Raw genomic sequence first — 19,031 nt, forward strand, 5'->3', positions numbered from 1 at the left:
ATATCAAATACAGAATGATAAATTTTATTCTGTATTTGAAAACTACAGGTGATGGGACTGTCCGGAACAGGGTTTCCGTGACACAAATAGGAAAATAACGTGATGCAGAACACGGGTTTACACGCAGTCTCTTTTTCCTGTCGTGCTACAAAATTCATGGGCTGTTGTGGTGTTTTTGGTGGGCTATTACCAAGTCTGGTATTTGCTGAACCACAACACACCGAAAAGATGGAGCAAGTCGGAAACTTTTACTTTGTTAAAGGAAACAGGCATTATTACGATGCTGCTCACGCACCTACGCAACCTGGAGTGCCAAGGTTTGTGCCGGCACCTAATGGGGGGGATGGGCCTGTAGCCCCTAATGGCAAAGGGGCACATTCCATTTTGCCGCAACCTTACTTCTTTTCCCTCCAATTCAAACCAGTAGCACAGGGGGGAAAGTTTCTTGCTGATCACGGTGTTTATTTTAATGGCTGGAATATATCACAGCTGAATGCCAACGTTGGCGGTGGGTATAAAAATGGTTCTGCTTATACCAACTGGGCTTTGTTGGGGCTAAACCTTGATATGCAGCGGATAGCCGGTATTCCGGGTGGCCAGATGCATTTTATCATCGACGATGTGGCTGGGCAGGGGCGGAGTTGGGAGTATAATGCCTCGGACTGGTCATGGATCAACACATGGGGCAACCATGATGGGTTGCAGGTGCGTGAATTTACGTGGGACCAAGAGCTTTTTAATAAACACCTTTTTATTCTAGCAGGCCGCTCAAACCCGAAAGGTGGCGAGTTTGAAGGTTCGGAACTGTACTGCCAGTTTGCAACCTTCCTGTGTTCATCACCAACAACGTTTACAATTGATGGCTCATCTCCCTCATTTACGGTTTCATCTTGGAGCGCACGTGTGCTGATCAAGCCCACAGCTTCTACGTATATTAAAGGCGGTATCTGGGAAGTAGAGCCTTGGGTGCGTGCCAAAAACCATAATGGTTGGCCCGGGCCAGACTGGGGGTTTGATAAGGCAGAAGGGGAATTCATCCCCGTTGAAGCCGGATATCATACGGACTTTACAACAGATAAGTATCCGCGCGCTTATAGTCTTGGGTTTACGTATGATACCTCTATTTATAGTGATCCGCTGTATAATACCGAGCATCAGGTTTACGCGTTAGCAGGGGGCAAGGCACAACCAAGGCGCGGACGTACAACGGTATATGCACAAGCCCAGCAAATGATCTGGAAGCCAGATCCGAATGATACACGAGGGCTTATTGTGTTCGGATCGGCAAACTTTCTGACATCGGGAGATGGCACAGTAAGGAATGGCTTTGTGGCAGGCCTGTTTGATTGGGGGCCTTTCCGTTCACGCCCAAGGGATTATGTAGGCCTCGTGTTCCAAAGTTATCTGTGGAATCGTAAAGTTGTGCATTCCATGAACGCATCTTTGCAAGCAGAGGGCTATCGTAACCAATGGAATAGTTCAGAAACCATGATGGAATTGAACTATGGCTTGAACGTTGCCCCCGGTGTTATGGCAACGCCTTATTTTGAATATATCTGGAACCCAGATCAGCTTGCATCTTCCAGAGTGTTGCCGAATGTTAAATATGCAGCACAGGTTGGCCTGATGGTTAATTTTGAAATCAACCCCGGCCTCAACCTTCCTGAACTACATAGATATAGAAAGTAATACTCTATATCCATAAGGTCATTTTCTGGATTTTGAATAAGTATGGAGAATGTTCTGGAAAGCTAAATTATGCTTTCCAGCATTCCTCATTTCCTTATCGCCTCAAGGAGGAAACTTGACCAATACCTGCCGGGAAACGCGGAAAAGAGTTTCTCGTAACCAGCGATGCACTGGATCCATGTCACGGCGTGGGTGCCAAGCCTGAAAAGCTTCTACAGATGGAAGCGAGAGCGGAAATTCAAAAGATGTGAGCCCCAGAGCGTCTTGGGAGATATGATCAATCACAATGCCCGGTAAAGGCAGAATGAGATCTGTATTTTTCATGCTTTCTATCATTGCATGGTAATTGGGCACGACCATCGCAATCCTGCGTGTGAGCCCATATTGATTACGCAGCATCCAATCAATAGGGCCTTGTGCCCGCCCCCGGCGTGAAACGCTGATATAATCGTAGCGCACCATGCTTTGAGGCGTGATTGGCTCAGCCAGAATGGGGTGCCCTTTACGCACAAGGCCCCGCATGTAGTCTCGGAAAATAGTCTGGCGTCGTATTTCGGGCTTCATCATGTCTGTGGCGCCGATGTACAAATCTACACTGCCATCGCGCAGTGGATCAGATGCTGCGGCATCAAGCTCGGGCGCCCAGATTACTTCACATTGGGGGCAATCCTTTTTCAATGCCTCCAAGAGTGGCAGCGCCAGTGCGGCCACAACAAGATCATTCGCCCGAAGGGTAAAGGTAGGCGCCATGTTAGCCAGATTGGCGAGTGCGCGTGTTTCTATCAGGCTGTCTGCGGCCACAACAACATCTTGCACGCGGCTGAGTATGCCAGCGGCAAAGGCTGATGGCGTCATGCGTCGGCCAGATTGCACCAGAATGGGATCAGCAAACGCTTTGCGTAATTTGGCAAGCTGGCGGCTCATGGCCGGTTCGCTGACTTTTAGCCGACGTGCGGCAAGAGAGACGCTTTCTTCTTCGATAAGCACCTGAAGGTAGCGTAGCAGGTCGAGATCATAACCTTTCATCCCTCCAGAAATAGATGTTGATTTATGGAATGACCAGAATTTTCTATTCCGAAAATCGAATTCGTCACTTATCAGAAATGGGGGTTGTCGGAGATGCAGTGGGCCGCTTGAAGTGCGCATATGAACAACGCTGCTCCTGCACAAGGGGTTGGTGCGCCGGTTATTCATGCCACGCCACCACGCCCTTCCTACATTCCCCCTTTTGGCCTGCGTACTGTTATTGGCTGTTTGGGTATGTTGCTTGCCGTGCATGTTGCAGGGTTTAATGAGCATGTGACCGAGATCGGGCTGTCCGATATTCGGGGTGCCATGCACATTGGCCACGATGAGGGCACGTGGGTTATTGCGATTTATGAGGCGTTCAATATTGCAGCCATGGCGTTTACGCCGTGGTTTTATATGACGTTCTCAATCTACCGCTTTTCCATTTTCATGACAGCCGCCATGGCGCTGCTTTCCATACCGGCCCCCTTTATGCCGGATGTGACATCGCTTTGCATTCTGCGTGCTTTTCAAGGCTTAACAGCAGGTTGTCTGCCACCTGTGCTGATGACCGTGATGCTAAAATACCTTCCTCCAGAAATTCGGGTATTTGGCATTGGGGGATACGCCATGAGCGCGACCTTCGGCCCTAATCTAGGTTTGCCGTTAGAAGCATTCTGGTTTGAGCGCATGGGGTGGCACTGGCTGTATTGGGAAATTATTCCAACGGCAGCGTTAGCCATTGCGATGATGGCCTATGGCCTGCCGAAAGACCCAATGCACTTTGAGCGGTTTGAAAAATTCAACTGGCTTGGGTTGTTGGTTGGGTTGCCAGCCATCTGTTCTTTGGTGATTGTACTGTATCAGGGAGACAGGTTGGACTGGTTCCGCTCTTCCGTTATTACGGATCTGACATTCTGGGGAGGAGCCGCATTTATTGTTTTTGTGATTAACGAGGCCTTTCATCCCAGCCCCTATTTTCGCATTCAATACTGGCGGTCTCGTAATATTCAGGCGGCTCTGCTCTCCTTGGTGGGTATTCTCGCCATTTGCGCGATTATGGGGGATATTCCTGCCACCTATCTGTCTGCTGTGCGTGGGTATCGGCCTATTCAAACAGCTCCGGTATCTTTGGTTGTGGCGTTGCCGCAGCTTATCATGCTGCCGTTGATTGCTGCTTTTTGTAACAGTCGTAAGGTGGATTGCCGCTTTGTGCTGGCGGGTGGCATGTTGTGTCTGGCGGCTTCTGCATGGTTGGGCACGTGGCTGACTGTGGATTGGGTGCGGGATAATTTTTATCCGCTGCAAATTCTTCAGGTTTTTGGCCAACCCATGACGGTTATTCCCACTCTTATGCTCGCAACCCTTGCCATGGGGCCAGCCGATGGCCCGTTTATTTCTGGCATGGTTAATATGCTTAAAGGGTTGGCCAATGCAGTGGCTTATGCACTGTTTGCCGCCCTAACCCGTAGGCGGGAACAATATCACTCCACAATGTTGCTTGATCATCATGGCACACATGGCTTGGCCTTGCAGGGGATGGGCAACCCCATTACGCAGCAGCTTTCTGTGACATCGCCAGATAGCGCGCATGTTGCGCGTAATTCACTGCAAGTTTTCCATACTTATGTGCACGAGCAGGCGCTCGTTCTGGCACTGAACGATATCTATTATGTGCTGATCTGGGTTTGCCTTGGTTATGCCTGCATGAATCTTATTCTGCCGCGCCGTGTGTATCCGCCGCGCGCGCCTTCCCCCAATACTCCAGCCCGCTAATCCGGAATACAGATTATGATCTATAAAAAACCGCTGCTTTACGCTGGCTGTGCCGCTGCTGTACTTGCCCTTGTTGCATGGGGTGGTTCGCGGTTGATCAATGGTAATGGTATCAACCAATATACCAATGATGCGTACGTAACGGCAGATTTCCCTACAGTTGCCCCCAAGGTTTCAGGCCGTATTGACCGGGTGATTGCGCAGGATAACCAGCTTGTTCATGCTGGTGAAGAACTGGCGCATATTGAAGATGATGATTACCGTGCAGCCTTGGAAGTGGCAAAAGGCAATACGCTGGCGGCTCAAGGTGATGTTGCTAATCTGGAAGCTGAACTTGGCCGGCAGGATGCTGTTATTGCGCAAGCACGTGCAGCTGTGTTGGCAGATCAGGCTGCGTTGATGTTTGCTCGGCAAAACGCCACCCGGTATCGCAATCTGTCTTCTGGTGGTGCGGGTACGATTGAACAAAAGCAATCTTCTGAAGCACAGGAAAAAGAGGCAGCTGCGGCCATAGCCCGAGATCAGGCAGGAGTGGATGCGGCTCTTCGGCAGGTTGCTGTTTTAAAAGCCCAGCTTCAGCGTGCCCGTGGCGTTTTGCTGCGTATGCAGGGGGATGAAAAGCAGGCAGAACTCAACCTATCTTACTGTACTATTCCGGCCCCAATGGATGGCGTGGTGGGTGAACGTGGCGTGCGTGTAGGGAATTATGTGCACCCAGGCACGGGTATTTTGGCTGTTGTGCCTGTTCACGAAGCTTATGTACTGGCCAATTTTCAGGAAACGCAGCTTACAAAAGTGCAAACCGGCCAGAGTGCGACTGTCTGGGTAGATACATTTCCCGGCCATCCGCTCAAAGCTCATGTGGATTCATTGGCGCCAGCCACGGGTGTCGCTTTTGCACCTATTCAGCCAGATAACGCGACGGGTAACTTCACCAAGGTTGTGCAGCGTATTCCCGTTAAACTGACGTTTGATCCAGACCAGCCGCTTGCGGCAAAGGTGCGTGTTGGCATGTCTGTTGAGGTGAATATTGATACGGCATCAAAGCCAGAAGGCCCGCATGCCAATAATCCACGTTATGTCTGGCAGTAATGTCATGAAGCGTCTTTTTCTTTCTGGCTTGTCTGTAATCGCGCTTTCTGGCTGCACAGTCGGGCCGAATTATCATAAACCGCAGGTTAAAGCGCCAGCAGATTGGCGTGCCACACAACCGCCAGCAGAAAGCCAGATTACAACGGCGTCTACAGATCCGCAGTGGTGGACGCTGTTTCATGATCCGGTGCTGACAAAGCTGGAAAATGAAGTTGCAGCCTCTAATCTGGATCTTAAAGCCGCCAGTCTGCGTTTGATGCAAAGCCAGGCAGAGCGGCGGATTGCCAGTGCTGCACAGTTTCCGCATGCAGAAGCCAATGCATCTTATGGGCGAGAACGGGCCAGCACCAATGGTGTGCTGGGTTTGCTGGGCACCATGGAGCGCGAACAGGCGGGGTCTATTGCATCTGGATCTCAAGGTTTTGGGCCAACAGCCTTGCCCGGAAGTGTGGGGAACCCATCATTCAACTTGCCTCAATACGGTATGAACGCATCGTGGGAAGTGGATTTCTGGGGGCATGTGCGCAGGCAAGTGGAAGCAGCCACAGCAGCCATGCACGAAACGGAAGAAATGCGGCGTGATATTCTGGTGTCTCTTATGGCGGAGACCGCGCAGGATTATATAGATTTACGCGCCACACAAACACAGATTGGCATTTTGCAACATAATATCCAGGTTGCAAAAGATAGTGTCAAACTCACAACATTGCGGTTTGAGCAAGGTGCCGCAACACGCTTGGATGTGGCGGAAGCTACAGGGCAGCTTCATACATTTCAGGCACGCTTGCCGCCTTTGCAGGCGCAGGCAACACATATGCTGAATGCTCTGAGCTTTCTGGTTGCGCGTGAACCGGGCGCATTGGATGCAGAACTTGGGCCACCAGGGCCAATCCCGCTTGTGCCTGCTTTGGTGCCGATTGGTTTGCCATCTGAACTGGCAGAACGCCGACCAGATATTCGTATGGCGGCAGATCATTTGCATGCTGCTACAGCCAGTATTGGTGTGGCCATTGCAGATTTCTTTCCGCGTGTCACACTGTCTGGCAGTTTGGATGTGCAGGCACTTCAGTTTAGCGGGTTAGGATCATGGGCCTCACGCCAGTATGGTTTTGGCCCCACGGCAACATTACCCTTGTTTGAAGGTGGACGTTTGACAGGCCAACTGCATTTGCGCAAGGCGCAGCAGAAGGAAGCTGCCACCATGTTCCAACGCACGGTTTTAAAGGCGTGGCAGGAAATTGATGATGCAATGGCCGATTTTACGGCGGCTCAGCATCGGCGTGATGAATTGGCTGAAGCCGTGCATGAAAACGAAATTGCAGTGGATACAGCCAAGGCCCAATATGTGCAGGGGTCATCTGATTTCTTGAATGTGCTGACATTGCAGAATGCACTTCTATCTTCTCAAAGTGCATTGGCTGATGCCACGGCCCGCGTGGCAGGGGCTGTTACACATCTTTACCGTGCGGTTGGTGGCGGATGGGAAGGGATGTACCCAGAAAAAACAAAAGCAAGAAAACATGTGTGAGATTGACGTATGATAACAATCAGACGAGCAGACACTCTGGGAAATGCGCATTCAGATACGTTAATACTCCGTTGCCATTTTGCATTTTCTGATTATCAAGATCCAGCACATACCCATGATGGACGCTTACGTGTGCTTAACCTTGGCACACTTAAGCCAGCGCAGGCGTATCATCTTGGGCCAGAAGCCAATGTAGATATTCTCACATGGCTATCTGCGGGAGGTTTGGTCAGTAATGCAGATGGTTTTGAGCAAGAAAAAGTAGGGCAGGGCGGACTACATCTTTTAAGCGCCGGTAATGGCTGTAAAAGACTGGAATGGTCTGCTGGCCCAGAGGGTGCCACGTTTATTCAGTTCTGGTTTATGGCTGATGTAGAGGGTGTGTCCCCCGCGCAGGAAGTTCGTGCAAGTTTTCCTCAATTGGAAGATGGAGGTTTTAGAATTCTTGCATCAGGATTTCCTGAAGATGATCCGGAAGAAGAGGGACAGATTACGGATGGTGCACCTGTTACCTTAACGGCTCGGGCCCGTCTGTTACATGCCATTATACCAGCGGCGGAGGGGGCTGCTTACAGTACCACCTTGGGGCGCGATCTTTATCTGCTGGTTGTATCAGGCATTGTGACAATAGATGGGTATGTTCTGCATTGTGGTGATGCCGCGGCAATAACCGACCAGCAGGATATAGTTGTGATTGCGCAGGAAAAAGCAGAGCTTCTTTTGGTCGATGTAGCAGCTAGGTAAATATAAAGGGGCTCAAGTATCAGGATGTTTAAGCCCCCTGATGTAATACCATACGCCTTCATCTTTCTTGCAAAGGAAAGGCGTATGGTTGTGAATATTTTATAACAGTTCCAGCACGACATCAGCCGGACGACAGGCTTTTGCGCCTTTGGGTGTAACCACAACGGGGCGATTGAGAAGCTTGGGGTGTGCTGCAATGGCATCAAGTATCTGATCATCGCTGATGCCGGGCGCATCAAGCCCCAGTTCCTTACATAAAGCTTCCTTGCTGCGCAAAATGTCACGCGCACTCAACTTTCCTTTGGCAAGAATGTTTTCCAATTCTGCCCGGGTTGGTGGCGTTTTTAGATAAAGGATAATGTTCGGTTCAATTCCTGCATCTCGAATAAGGCCCAAAACTGTGCGTGACGTGCCGCAGGACGGGTTGTGGTAAAGAGTGACAGACATAGGTGCATCCTAAAGAGTGAGGCCTCAATTATGATATTTGAGGGTATCATGGCACGCAAATAGAGTAGGATAGAGAAAGCATGTCGCCCTTGTTAGGCATAAAAAATTGGCTCGGCCAACGGATAACCAAAAAATCCGGGTCATGGTCGGATATGCTGGCGGGGCTTTCTCTGGCTTCTATGAATATTCCTCAGGTTCTGGGGTATGCCCGTATTGCTGAAATGCCTGCTGTATGCGGGTTATATACAGTGTTGTTTCCGTTGGTAGCGTTTGCTCTGTTTGGCTCATCACGTCACCTTGTAGTGGCGGCAGATTCTGCCACAGCAGCCATTTTTTCTAGCGGCCTGTCAGAAATTGTTTCGCCCGGCAGCGCCAAATATATGGAACTGGTAAGTGCGGTAGCTCTCCTTAATGCAGGATTTCTGCTGGTTGCCCGCTTATTTCGCTTGGGTTTTCTGGCAGATTTTTTGTCTCGCACTGTGCTGGTGGGCTTTTTGGCAGGTGTGGGTGTGCAGGTGGGCTTAAGCATGTTGTATGACATGACAGGCTTGGTCTCGTCCTCTCATAATACATTGGTGCAGGCGATAGGGTTGTTCCAAGGCTTTGGGCAAATGCAAGGGTTAAGTATGGCCATTGCCAGCCTGAGCTGTGTGGTGCTGTTGGCTGGCGCAAGGCAGAAGCCTCATTGGCCAGTAGGCCTGTGTGTTGTGGTGGTGAGTATTTTGTGTAGCTGGGGGCTAGATCTGCAGCATTACGATGTTGCTATTCTGGGCAGCATACGCGGTGGCTTGCCGGCGTTTTCCATACCTCTTCCTGGCTGGCATGATATGCTGGCCCTGCTACCCATTTCTGCATCCTGTGTTTTTGTTATTATTGCACAAAGTGCGGCTACATCACGTGCCTTTGCAAATATCTTTCATGAACATGATGATGAAAATGCAGATATTGTGGGCTTGTGTGCAGCTAATGCAGCGGCGGCTTTAACCGGCACATTTACGGTGAATGGCAGCCCTACGCAAACAGCTATGGCCGTGCAGGCTGGTGCAAGATCACAAACGGCACAACTCGTTTTTGCTGCGGTAACGGCCTGTGTGCTTTTGTTTTTTCCTGCCCCTTTGCAGTATCTTCCCCGTTGCGTGCTAGGTGCCATTGTGTTTTGCGTAGCCGTGCGGATGATAGATATTCAGGCCCTTAATGGTATCCGCCAAGAAAGCCCCGGAGAATTCCGTTTGGCGCTAGTCACAGCGGCCACGGTTGTAAGCGTAGGGGTAGAGCAGGGTATCTTTATTGCTATTGCGCTCTCTCTGTTTCGGCACGTGCGGCATAGCTATATGCCGCATACGTTGATAATGGCACCAGAAGCTTCCACCGGAATGTTGGAAGCGGAAGCGGTAGCACCCGGAGAGCAGAGTATGCCGGGTATTATCATTTATCGTTTTTGTGCTGACCTGTTTTATGCAAATTGTAATTTGTTTGCAGATGATATTACAATGCTGATTTCATCTGCGCCGGATCCGGTAAAATGTGTTGTGGTAGATTGCAGCGCCATTACCGATATTGATTACTCAGCAGCACAGGTTGTGCGGGATGTTTTGCAAAGACTGCATGCGCGCGGAATCACCGTTTTGTTCGGGCGTGTTGCTCCATTCTTTCTAAAAGATATGGAGCGTCACCATATTACTGCCGTGCTTGGAAAAGAGAATATTTACATGCAACTGCATACGGCTCTGGCGAGTGCGCACAAGCTATGTGATGGCGCAAAAGCTTTATAATTTCTGCACACCTTGCCAGATCATATAAATGGCCACGATAAAAATGATACAGGCAAAAACTGTTGTAAGATGATTGGAAGATCCAGACATACGGCGGGCTGTGCGCGTGCCAAACAGGCTGCCAAGTGCTCCGCCTAAAATGAACAGGGCAGCTAATTGCCAATCTATATAGCCAGAAAGCATATAGCTTAAAGCTGTGCTAAACCCAAAAGCAGAAACGGCAACCAGAGATGTGCCTACGGCATTGAGAATGGGCATGCCGGTAGAAGCAATAAGGCCAGGCACAATCAGAAAACCGCCACCAATGCCAAAAAAGCCAGAAAGTAAACCGGTGCCAAGGCCATAGCCCATAACTTTGGGGGCATTATGCCTGTTACAGCTTGCTCCTTGGCAGCCAACGTTATGCCGCCCGCGAAGCATAAGAATACCTACGCCAATCATCAGTAGAGCAAAAAACAAAAGCAGCTTTTTGCCATCAATTGTTTTGCCAAAGGCTGCCCCGATAAACGCGCCAGCTATCCCACAAGATGCAAAAATACCTGCGCAGCGCCATTTTACCGTATGGTTGCGGGCATGCTGTGCCAGCCCCACCAATGCGTTGATAGCGACTGCCAACGCACTGGTGCCAATAGCTACATGGGGATTTTTCACCCCTACCAAGTATACCATAAGTGGCACAGCCAGAATGGATCCCCCGCCACCGATTAATCCCAAAGTGAAGCCAACCAGAACGCCAGACATAAGTTCCAGCAGGAGATGGGCAGAAAATAAGGTGAGCATGCGGGGTATCCAGAAAAGATCAGTAAATTTTAGAGCTTGTTAATGGGGATCTTGATGTAGCTGGTGCCATTATCTTCCGGTTCTGGCATGTGCCCTCCGCGGATATTAACCTGCACGGAAGGCATGATCAGGTTGGGCAGGGCGAGCGTTGCATCGCGCGATGTGCGCATGTTTACAAAATCATCTTCACTCACACCTTCATGCACATGCACATTATGCGCGCGCTCTGCGCCAACTGTGGTTTCCCATGCATAGGTATCACGGTTTGGGGCCTTATAATCGTGGCAGAGAAAAAGACGTGTTTCTGCTGGCAAGGTGAGAAGGCGGCGGATAGAGCGATACAGCATGCGGGCATCCCCACCGGGGAAGTCTGCGCGGGCCGTGCCATAATCTGGCATGAACAATGTATCGCCAATAAAGGCGGCATCACCGATAACAAAAGCCATATCTGCGGGAGTGTGGCCCGGCACATGTAATGCTATGGCGTTCAGGTTGCCCAGCTTGAACTGTTCACCATCTTTAAAAAGATGATCAAACTGAGATCCATCACGGGCAAATCTGGTATCGGCGTTAAAGATTTTTCCAAAAACTTCCTGCACCTGCACAATGTTGGCACCAATACCTAGTTTGCCGCCCAGTTGTTCCTGCAACCATGGCGCGGCGGAAAGGTGATCAGCATGTGCGTGTGTTTCTAGTTGCCACGCGACCTTCAATTTTTCAGCGCGCACATAATCTACAATTTCTTGGGCGGAATCGTATTTAATGCGGCCAGAAGCAGGATCATAATCCAGTACGCTATCAATTACGGCAGCTGTCAGGGCCTGTGGGTCATGCACCACATGGCTGGCCGTGAAGGTTTTTTCATCAAAAAAGGTTTTTACAACAGGCCGTTGTTCGGGGTGCTGCACAGCCATCAGAATCTGCTGGGTGGCTGTGGCGATAGCTGGATCTGACATGAGGGAAACTCCCAACAGTTTATTATTTTAAGTAAACATGAATATACACTTTAATTAAGAATGAAAGCGTCTTGCGTCAAGGGAAAGAATGCGCGTAAACACTGCTGCTATGAATGACCGCATCATAGATACCAGTCAGTTGGAGCCGGTAGTGGCCGCACCCAGAATTGGAGACATGGCTCCAGATTTTATGGCGCGGACAACCCAAGGCATGCTTACGTTAAGCGCATTGCGTGGGCAGTGGGTGCTGCTGTTTTCGCATCCGGCAGATTTTACGCCAGTTTGCACCAGTGAGTTTATTGCGTTTGCACAAGCTGCTGCGCAATTTGCTGCCATGAATTGTGCATTGGTGGGCCTTTCCGTGGATAGCCTACCCGCCCATCTTGCATGGATTGAGGCCATACGGGAAAGGTTTGACGTAAGGATTCCTTTCCCCGTGGTGGAGGATCCTTCCATGGCTATTGCGCGGGCCTATGGCATGCTGGACCCAACAGCCCGCAATAGTGCAACGGTGCGCAGTGTGTACATGATTGACCCACAAGGTATTGTGCGGGCCACAACCTGCTACCCCATGACTGTTGGCCGGTCTGTAGCGGAACTGCTGCGTTTGCTTGCTGCCCTTCAACGTGTGGATGAAGGTGATGTGCTGACACCAGAAGGTTGGACACCCGGAGGGCACGTGGTGCTGCCCACAGCGCAAACTCAGGATGCCGTCATGCAGGCCGGGCCATCCTGGTTTATGTGTTTAAAGCCTGATCAGGGGCGGTAAGCTCATGGTGGAAATGTCTTTAGACGAAGCAAAACAGTTGGTGGAGCAGCTCAAGCTGTTTGCGCAGCCGCAGCGGCTCATGATTCTGGATGCGCTTTTGCAGCATGGGGCGTTGGCGGTGGGGGAGTTGGAAAGCAAAACCGGAATCGGGCAGCCGACTCTCAGCCAGCAATTGGGCACGTTAAGGCGTTCTAACCTGATTGTGCCACGTCGCGAATCGCGGACGATTTACTATAGCTTGCAGAGCGAAGATGAAGCTTTGCGGGTAAGGATTCTGATTGGTCTTTTAAAAGGTGATAAAGGCCTGCTGTCCGCCACGCATGAAATTGCAGATAAGCTCGGGACAAAATCGACCAAAAGAAAAGACCAGATCCTTCGGGAAGAAGGCGCGCAATTTGCTTTTGTGCAGCCACCACGCCGCTTCTAGAGCCAAAAAATAGCATGGATTCCCCTAAGCATCGGTGCAAATGGGCATGTGGAAACATGCTTTTGCGTGATTACCATGATGCTGAATGGGGTAAGCCCATCAAGGATGCGCGCACCTTATGGGAAACGCTGGTATTGGAAAGTTTTCAGGCTGGGCTTTCATGGAATACGGTGCTGCAGAAGCGCGAAAATTTTCGGAAAGCTTTTGCAGGATTTGATCCTGAAAAAGTCGCACAGTTTACAGAGCACGATGTGCAAAGGCTGATGCAAGATGCTGGAATTATCCGCTCGCGCCTAAAAATAGAAGCAACCGTTAAAAACGCACATGCCTATTTGCAGATGCAGGCAAAAGGCGAGGATTTTGCAGATTTTGCATGGGCTGTGGCGCAACAAAACCCCGTAACAGCAGAGCATCCTCATGCGTTGGCACAAACGTCCGCTTCACAGGTGCTCTCCAAGGAATTGAAGAAGCGTGGTTTTCGCTTTGTGGGGCCGGTTATTGTTTATGCATGGATGCAAGCTGCAGGCATGGTAAACGGGCATGAACCAGATTGTTTTCGGTATCACGCCTGCGATTGATTCGATAAGCCTCATGAATGGCTGTTCTCAGGCGTATTGCAGAAAGCAAAATTATGACTGAGGCAGAGCATGACAAAAAATGTAATTCAGCAACGCGTTGAATGGGCGAGGGAAGGAAAGTTCCCTCAAGTTATCGGGCGTATGCCTTCAGGCTGGCTTATTGTAGCCGATACACAGCCTGTGCAAGGTTATTGCCAGCTTTTGTCAGACCCGATTGTGCCGAGCCTGAATGACCTGAGCGGGCAGGAACGTATGCAATATCTGGCAGATTGCGTAACAGTAGGTGATGCCTTGCTGAAAGCCACGGGTGCTGCCCGTATTAATTATGAGACATGGTGTAATCAGGAACCCTCGCTCCATACCCATATTGTGCCACGTTATCTGACAGAAGCAGATGTCGTAAAAACCAAGCCTGTTTGTGTGGGCTATGCGGGTATTTCTGCACGTCCGTTTGATGTGGAGCAAGATACAGCTTTTATGGAAGAAATGCGGAAGCTTCTGAATATCCAGCCATAAAAAGTTGCTTTGCTCTGGGAGGGGTTATGAGTGCGACAATAACGATATACGGAATTAAATCCTGCGATACGATGCGTAAGGCTATGAAATGGCTGGAAGCACACAGCGTGGCGTATAGCTTCCACGATTATAAAAAGCAGGGAATAGATACTGCAACACTCAAGCAGTGGGCACAAAACGTTGGGTGGGAAAAGCTTTTGAATAAAGCTGGCACTACGTTTCGTAAATTGTCTGATTCTGAAAAAGAAAATATTGATGAACCACAAGCACTGGCGCTTATGGTTGCTTATCCTTCCCTTATAAAACGGCCTGTTTTAGAAGCGCAGGGAAAGATCATGGTTGGTTTTAAGCCAGAAATTTATGCAGATTTATTTGCAAAAAATTAAATAGCACGGAAATATGGGGCGTATGAAACGCCCCATATCCTTTGATCAGTGATTATTCCTGATCCGGTGCAGCCGCAGAGTTCAGCTGGATATAGCGTTCAATGCCAATCTGCTTGATCAGGTCGAACTGACGATCCAGGAAGTCTTCGTGCTCTTCTTCGTTTTCAAGGATCTTCAGCAGCAGATCACGGGAAACAAAGTCACGCACGCTTTCGCAATAAGCAATGCCTTCGCGCAGGTCAGCCAGAGCTTTTTCTTCCAGCTTCAGGTCGCATTCCAGAATTTCCTTCACGTCCTGACCAATCAGGATGGTGTTCAGGCGCTGGACGTTGGGCAGGCCACCAAGATACAGAATGCGTTCGATCAGCCAATCAGCATGACGCATTTCTTCAATGGATTCTTCGTACTCTTTCTTGCCCAGCAGGGTAACACCCCAGTGGCGCAGGGTGCGTGCGTGCAGGAAGTACTGGTTGATAGCCGTCAGCTCATTTGTCAGCTGGGTGTTCAGATGTTCGATAACTTTAGGATCTTTTACCATGATACGATTTCCAGATTTTGATGGAGGCTTGTGAAGCCTTTTTACGGATATTTCAGGCACAATGCAATCAGAAAATCGTTAAATATCAATGAGTTTTAATAAGTAATTCTTATTCGCAAATGTTATTTATGTTTTTTGTTGTCGAAACAGCATCTTAACCATGTAACGCTATTTATAACATTTGTGTTATTTGTTTTGTGAAAGTGTAGGCTTCTTCTCTAAAGGTAAATTGGCCCGTATTTCTTGCGAATAGTATGCATCTGGCGTTGCGCCACCAGGCCGTTGAATCCGACTTAGACGCTTAAGGGTGGGGAAATTATACTGTGTGTTCAACAGTCCCAGATCATATGCCAAGGAGGCCGTGTAGCCACTTAGTAAGACGCGCCAGTCCAACCGATAATGTAGTTGCGCACCAGCTCGGGAGAGAATTTCTGTTGTACAGTTATCTGCTAGTGTATTGTACCAACGCGGGTGGGAGTGTAGGAAGTGGATTTCCGAAAGATAGCTTTTAAACAGGCGCTCACGCGTTTGCTGTGAAATGAAGAGTCGGTAAAGATAGACGCGCTCCTTACGGATATCTGTCCGCACACCAATCAGATCCTGCTCATCTGCGGTCACGTAAAACATTTCATAATGATGGAAAAAGCCAGCAATCGCAGAATAGGGGAAGCGTTTTTGCCTGCGTGTTTCAATAGATATGGCAAGGTGTCGCCCATCCTTGAACCCAAAGGTAAGAAAAACATGGGCAATACTTTCCCCAGCCCAATAGGAGGTGATCATATCTACGGATGAAAGATCATCCAGATTATATTCGGCATCATAATAGCGGGGTGTATAATCCGTTTCTGTTTTGTATTTGAAATTGCGTATATTTTGAATATGCACAGTTCGACCGGTCACAATGGCATCTGCCGGCAGCGCATATTCTCCCGCCCAATCTCGATGATTGCGTGGGGGATCAGTTAAATACCATATTATAAAAATAGCACATAAAGCAGGAATGGCAGGGCGGCGAAGTCGCGCAGGAGCAAAAAAGAACACACCTAACACAAGCAGCGGAAAGACAATGCTCAGGCCTAAGCGCAGAATATCTGGTGTTAAGGTAGAATAATAAAATGCTGCGGCTGAGTAGAGGCTGAATAAGCATACGCCTGCAGCTTTTATCCAGAAAATCCAGCCATGCGTGGAAGAATTATGAGGGAGCTTGCTCATGGATGTACCGGCGGCGTGGTTGGCTGATATTCACCGCCAATGCGTGTGATATTTTGTTTGTTCATATCCCCTGTTTCTGGCACTCCCGGCGTAAGGTGCGCCAGATGCTCCAGTAGAATGCGCCGCACCTCTGCAATAGTGATTGGGTTGGACTGTGTGGAATGGCCAGAATGCCGCACAACCAGTTCGGAATCAGCATAAGAAATGTGCGCACTTCGGTATTTTACCACGCCATCATCTGCTGTTGCTAATGGGCCGTCTCCTAGAACAGGAATAATGGAATGTGTACGTACTTCCGGCACAATAGGTATGGAGGCAAGAGAGCGGATAAAAGCACTATGGGGTGTCATGCCATACACGCTGCCCATACGCCACGGGCTCATGTTGACGCGTATTGAACCGGACTCTCCAGCAACAACCTGCTGCATCACTTCTGTCAGACTGACGGGAAATGTTACCATACGGCCCACAAGATGCGCTAGAGAGAGTGCAGCCAGGTAACTTCCGTGTTGTGGTGTAGAAATAAACACAACTTGCTGCACCTCAGGCAACGGTTTGGGAAACAGGGTTTCTTGCAAAAAACTATGGGCTTTTGGGGTAAGGTGTAAACTGTTGAAAGGGTGGTGCGTGAGGCCATTCCAGAGTTTATCTTTAGGGTCTATCACTTGCATTTTTGCTAGAAGGCCGCCTTGGCTATGGCCAATAAGCACCATATGCCCAAGCGCGGGATCGGCCTGCGTGCCACCGTTGTTTTGAATGGCAGCTTCCAGAGCCTCGCGAAGTTGGAAGGCTGAGTAAGGGATAGGATTACCCGTAGCGTAAGAAAAAAACCAAAATTCAAAATGAGCGCGGATTTGAGGATCTTCCAGAAGATCGTTCACCATATCAGCCCATCGTCCCGGACTGGAAGCTGTGCCGTGAACAAGCACAACAGGAATACACCCATAGCGGTGGGGTTCTATGGCAATGAGTTGAGGTTTGCGGCCATTATCAAAAAAACGACCGTCCAGAAAACCTTTATACTCGCTAGACCAATCTACAGCATTGCTAAGGCTCAGCGCGCGCGAAGCTGTTTGATCGTACTGTAGGGGAATAGGTGTTTTGTTGGCTGTGAGAATATGCCCCTGATCATCCAACGCTGTTAGGGTTAGGTGTCCCGAAATATGATCGGAGAGAACTTGCCTGCGTGGATCTGGTATTTCCATAAACAGGCTGACAGGGATACGCAGTTTGTCCGTAATGGTAAAGGAAGAAGGTGCACGGCCATCTACATGTGGAATGGCGGCTAGAGGTTCACCTAGCCCCATATGGCTATAAATATTTTTAACACCTTTGACTGTCAGGCGTGCTGTAGGGCGAAAATCTGTAAGCTCATAACCATGCCATATATGTTCTGATGGATCGGCTGATAGATCCAGATCACCAAATGGAAGCACCCAATGTTGAGCATTCACATTGGCGGGGGATCCTAAGGCCTCTGTCAGGCTGAGCATGTAAATATCACACGCTTGCCGAAAATGTGGGTCATACGGATCTGGATGTTCCATCGTTTTATCGGCAGGATTGAGATATGCATATGCATACATGGCAGCAGCCATGAAATCTGTGCGCGATTTATGCTTTTTACCCCGTAAGTAACTGAGTTCTGCCAGTGCAAAAAGCTGGTCATTTAAGTCTGGTGTAAAAAATTGGTCTTGCGTGCTTTTACGCAGGATATCAATGGCGGCACTTGGGTGTGCTTGCCATATGCCCAATAAGTTTTGGCGTTCCAGCACAATACGGGTGGTGTTGCTAAGGATTGTTCCGTTGAGCGCAGTGTGGGTGCGATCTTGATAAGCCTCTGTTAGGCTCAACTGCTTAACCGAAACGGGCGGGGTGCATCCTGTAAGGGCCAGAAAAGCAGCAATGTAGCAAGTCTTATGATTTAATTTATTGATAAATCTTATAGAAAAAATAGACATTATGCTTTCCGGAAGAACACACCCAAGCGTTAAAATATGCGGCGGAACTTACGATGTTCACGACAATGTGGCAAACAGTAATAAAAGAATGAGACCTATCTAAAATATTGGAAGAAATGATGTCCAATCTGCCAGTAGTGCGTGTTGTCTTGGTGGGAAGTTTGATGTCTCAGGATGTGCGTAAAGGGTGCATTCCAAGGGAAGATGAAATAATAAAATTTCAGTTTTCTAAAGAGATTCAAGAAAAAATATTGGAAGAATATAATATTTCACGAATTTTTTGCGCATCTGATGTCTTTTTAGATTCGGAGTATTTTATTTTAGAAAAAAATATTGTTTGTGAGCCGAAGTTAAAAAATAGAAATTATGGAATTTTAGCAGGACGGAATTTGAAAAGTTTAACAGCAGCAGAGCAAGGGCAATTTGTAAATCCCGAATACTCTCCTGTTGGTGGGGAAAGTATGTACGCATTTCATGTTAGACTAAAGATATGGCTAGATAGTCTTTTCGATAAGGCCAAAAATCAAGAAACATTCTTGATCATAGCTTCTCCCGTAACTGTACGCGCATTAAGTGCATGTATTATGGCAGATGATATAAAAAGTTCTTTTCGTATTCTCAATAAAATAGATGTTCTTCCAGAAAGCTGGAGTGTTTTTTCAGGGAGAGGAGGGAATTGGCGCATTCTCACACTTTCTGCACCTTTCTGAGTCATTAAAGTAAAATTGTAGAAAATATTTGTTTATAAACAGCAATCATTCACGATGTGGTGACATTTTGTGATACATTATATAAATATCTACATACGGTATCGATATAAAAATAACATTAAATTAGAAATAAATACTTTAT

At 48.7% G+C, this 19,031-nt stretch carries 19 protein-coding genes; 12 read left to right on the top strand and 7 right to left on the bottom strand.

Going from position 1 to position 19,031, the window contains the following annotated elements:
* The first annotated feature begins 321 nt into the window (after window positions 1-321).
* A complete protein-coding gene (locus FCN51_RS20490) occupies window positions 322-1,689 on the top strand; it encodes a carbohydrate porin (RefSeq protein WP_230844582.1) in 1,368 nt (455 codons plus the stop codon).
* Between the two features lie 102 nt (window positions 1,690-1,791).
* Here the strand turns inward: FCN51_RS20490 and FCN51_RS20495 are convergent, their stop codons facing one another.
* Window positions 1,792-2,715 (bottom strand): LysR family transcriptional regulator, encoded by a 924-nt coding sequence (locus FCN51_RS20495; protein WP_003624733.1) that lies wholly within the window; start codon window positions 2,713-2,715, stop codon window positions 1,792-1,794.
* A 120-nt stretch (window positions 2,716-2,835) separates the two neighbouring features.
* Between FCN51_RS20495 and FCN51_RS20500 the strand changes: the two genes are divergently transcribed.
* The 4 genes from FCN51_RS20500 to FCN51_RS20515 are packed head-to-tail and all read left to right on the top strand — an operon-like array spanning window position 2,836 to window position 7,837.
* Window positions 2,836-4,473 carry an MFS transporter gene (locus FCN51_RS20500; protein WP_160256709.1) on the top strand — a complete coding sequence of 546 codons (1,638 nt, stop codon included), beginning with the start codon at window positions 2,836-2,838 and terminating at the stop codon, window positions 4,471-4,473.
* Window positions 4,474-4,488: 15 nt separating this feature from the next.
* On the top strand, window positions 4,489-5,565 hold the full coding sequence (locus FCN51_RS20505) for an HlyD family secretion protein (RefSeq protein ID WP_160256710.1): 1,077 nt from the start codon (window positions 4,489-4,491) through the stop codon (window positions 5,563-5,565).
* 4 nt (window positions 5,566-5,569) lie between these two features.
* Window positions 5,570-7,093, top strand: coding sequence for an efflux transporter outer membrane subunit (locus tag FCN51_RS20510; protein WP_160256711.1), 1,524 nt, complete (start codon window positions 5,570-5,572; stop codon window positions 7,091-7,093).
* A gap of 9 nt (window positions 7,094-7,102) precedes the next feature.
* Window positions 7,103-7,837 (top strand): pirin family protein, encoded by a 735-nt coding sequence (locus tag FCN51_RS20515; RefSeq protein WP_160256712.1) that lies wholly within the window; start codon window positions 7,103-7,105, stop codon window positions 7,835-7,837.
* Window positions 7,838-7,936: 99 nt separating this feature from the next.
* Here FCN51_RS20515 and arsC read toward each other — a convergent pair whose 3' ends face one another.
* Entirely contained in the window at window positions 7,937-8,284 is a 348-nt protein-coding gene (arsC, locus tag FCN51_RS20520) for an arsenate reductase (glutaredoxin) (protein WP_003624728.1), read from the bottom strand.
* Window positions 8,285-8,364: 80 nt separating this feature from the next.
* Between arsC and FCN51_RS20525 the strand changes: the two genes are divergently transcribed.
* The gene (locus FCN51_RS20525) at window positions 8,365-10,056 is read left to right on the top strand and encodes a SulP family inorganic anion transporter (RefSeq protein ID WP_160256713.1); all 1,692 of its coding nucleotides are present in this window, start codon (window positions 8,365-8,367) and stop codon (window positions 10,054-10,056) included.
* Here FCN51_RS20525 and FCN51_RS20530 read toward each other — a convergent pair.
* Together FCN51_RS20530 and FCN51_RS20535 are read right to left on the bottom strand one after the other, a co-directional pair.
* Complete coding sequence (locus FCN51_RS20530; protein ID WP_003630248.1) at window positions 10,051-10,836, bottom strand: sulfite exporter TauE/SafE family protein; 786 nt, start codon at window positions 10,834-10,836, stop codon at window positions 10,051-10,053. The genes FCN51_RS20525 and FCN51_RS20530 overlap by 6 nt on opposite strands.
* 29 nt (window positions 10,837-10,865) lie before the next feature.
* Window positions 10,866-11,792 carry an MBL fold metallo-hydrolase gene (locus FCN51_RS20535; protein ID WP_160256714.1) on the bottom strand — a complete coding sequence of 309 codons (927 nt, stop codon included), beginning with the start codon at window positions 11,790-11,792 and terminating at the stop codon, window positions 10,866-10,868.
* An 88-nt stretch (window positions 11,793-11,880) separates the two neighbouring features.
* Between FCN51_RS20535 and FCN51_RS20540 the strand changes: the two genes are divergently transcribed.
* The 5 genes from FCN51_RS20540 to FCN51_RS20560 all read left to right on the top strand — a co-directional run bounded on the left by FCN51_RS20540 (window position 11,881) and on the right by FCN51_RS20560 (window position 14,468).
* A complete protein-coding gene (locus FCN51_RS20540; RefSeq protein WP_019088115.1) occupies window positions 11,881-12,561 on the top strand; it encodes a peroxiredoxin in 681 nt (226 codons plus the stop codon).
* 4 nt (window positions 12,562-12,565) lie between these two features.
* Window positions 12,566-12,988 carry an ArsR/SmtB family transcription factor gene (locus FCN51_RS20545; RefSeq protein ID WP_160256715.1) on the top strand — a complete coding sequence of 141 codons (423 nt, stop codon included), beginning with the start codon at window positions 12,566-12,568 and terminating at the stop codon, window positions 12,986-12,988.
* A gap of 14 nt (window positions 12,989-13,002) precedes the next feature.
* Window positions 13,003-13,566 carry a DNA-3-methyladenine glycosylase I gene (locus tag FCN51_RS20550; protein WP_160256716.1) on the top strand — a complete coding sequence of 188 codons (564 nt, stop codon included), beginning with the start codon at window positions 13,003-13,005 and terminating at the stop codon, window positions 13,564-13,566.
* Window positions 13,567-13,635: 69 nt separating this feature from the next.
* Window positions 13,636-14,082, top strand: a complete 447-nt coding sequence (locus FCN51_RS20555; RefSeq protein WP_160256717.1) for an HIT family protein — start codon at window positions 13,636-13,638, stop codon at window positions 14,080-14,082.
* Window positions 14,083-14,108: 26 nt separating this feature from the next.
* Window positions 14,109-14,468 carry an ArsC family reductase gene (locus FCN51_RS20560; RefSeq protein ID WP_160256718.1) on the top strand — a complete coding sequence of 120 codons (360 nt, stop codon included), beginning with the start codon at window positions 14,109-14,111 and terminating at the stop codon, window positions 14,466-14,468.
* Window positions 14,469-14,520: 52 nt separating this feature from the next.
* Here the strand turns inward: FCN51_RS20560 and bfr are convergent, their stop codons facing one another.
* The 3 genes from bfr to FCN51_RS20575 form a co-directional block, all read right to left on the bottom strand.
* Window positions 14,521-15,009 (bottom strand): bacterioferritin, encoded by a 489-nt coding sequence (bfr, locus tag FCN51_RS20565; protein ID WP_428182527.1) that lies wholly within the window; start codon window positions 15,007-15,009, stop codon window positions 14,521-14,523.
* Window positions 15,010-15,192: 183 nt separating this feature from the next.
* The gene (locus tag FCN51_RS20570; RefSeq protein ID WP_160256719.1) at window positions 15,193-16,218 is read right to left on the bottom strand and encodes an Lnb N-terminal periplasmic domain-containing protein; all 1,026 of its coding nucleotides are present in this window, start codon (window positions 16,216-16,218) and stop codon (window positions 15,193-15,195) included.
* Window positions 16,215-18,179: an esterase/lipase family protein gene (locus FCN51_RS20575; protein WP_160256720.1), complete on the bottom strand. Its 1,965-nt coding sequence runs from the start codon at window positions 18,177-18,179 to the stop codon at window positions 16,215-16,217. Before FCN51_RS20575 ends, FCN51_RS20570 begins: the two co-directional genes overlap by 4 nt.
* A 116-nt stretch (window positions 18,180-18,295) precedes the next feature.
* On the opposite strand from FCN51_RS20575, the gene FCN51_RS20580 reads away from it, so the two are divergent.
* Window positions 18,296-18,889, top strand: a complete 594-nt coding sequence (locus tag FCN51_RS20580; protein WP_160256721.1) for a histidine phosphatase family protein — start codon at window positions 18,296-18,298, stop codon at window positions 18,887-18,889.
* The last annotated feature ends 142 nt before the right edge of the window (window positions 18,890-19,031 follow it).

Source organism: Acetobacter pasteurianus (genome assembly GCF_009914215.2).
Taxonomy (GTDB): domain Bacteria; phylum Pseudomonadota; class Alphaproteobacteria; order Acetobacterales; family Acetobacteraceae; genus Acetobacter; species Acetobacter pasteurianus.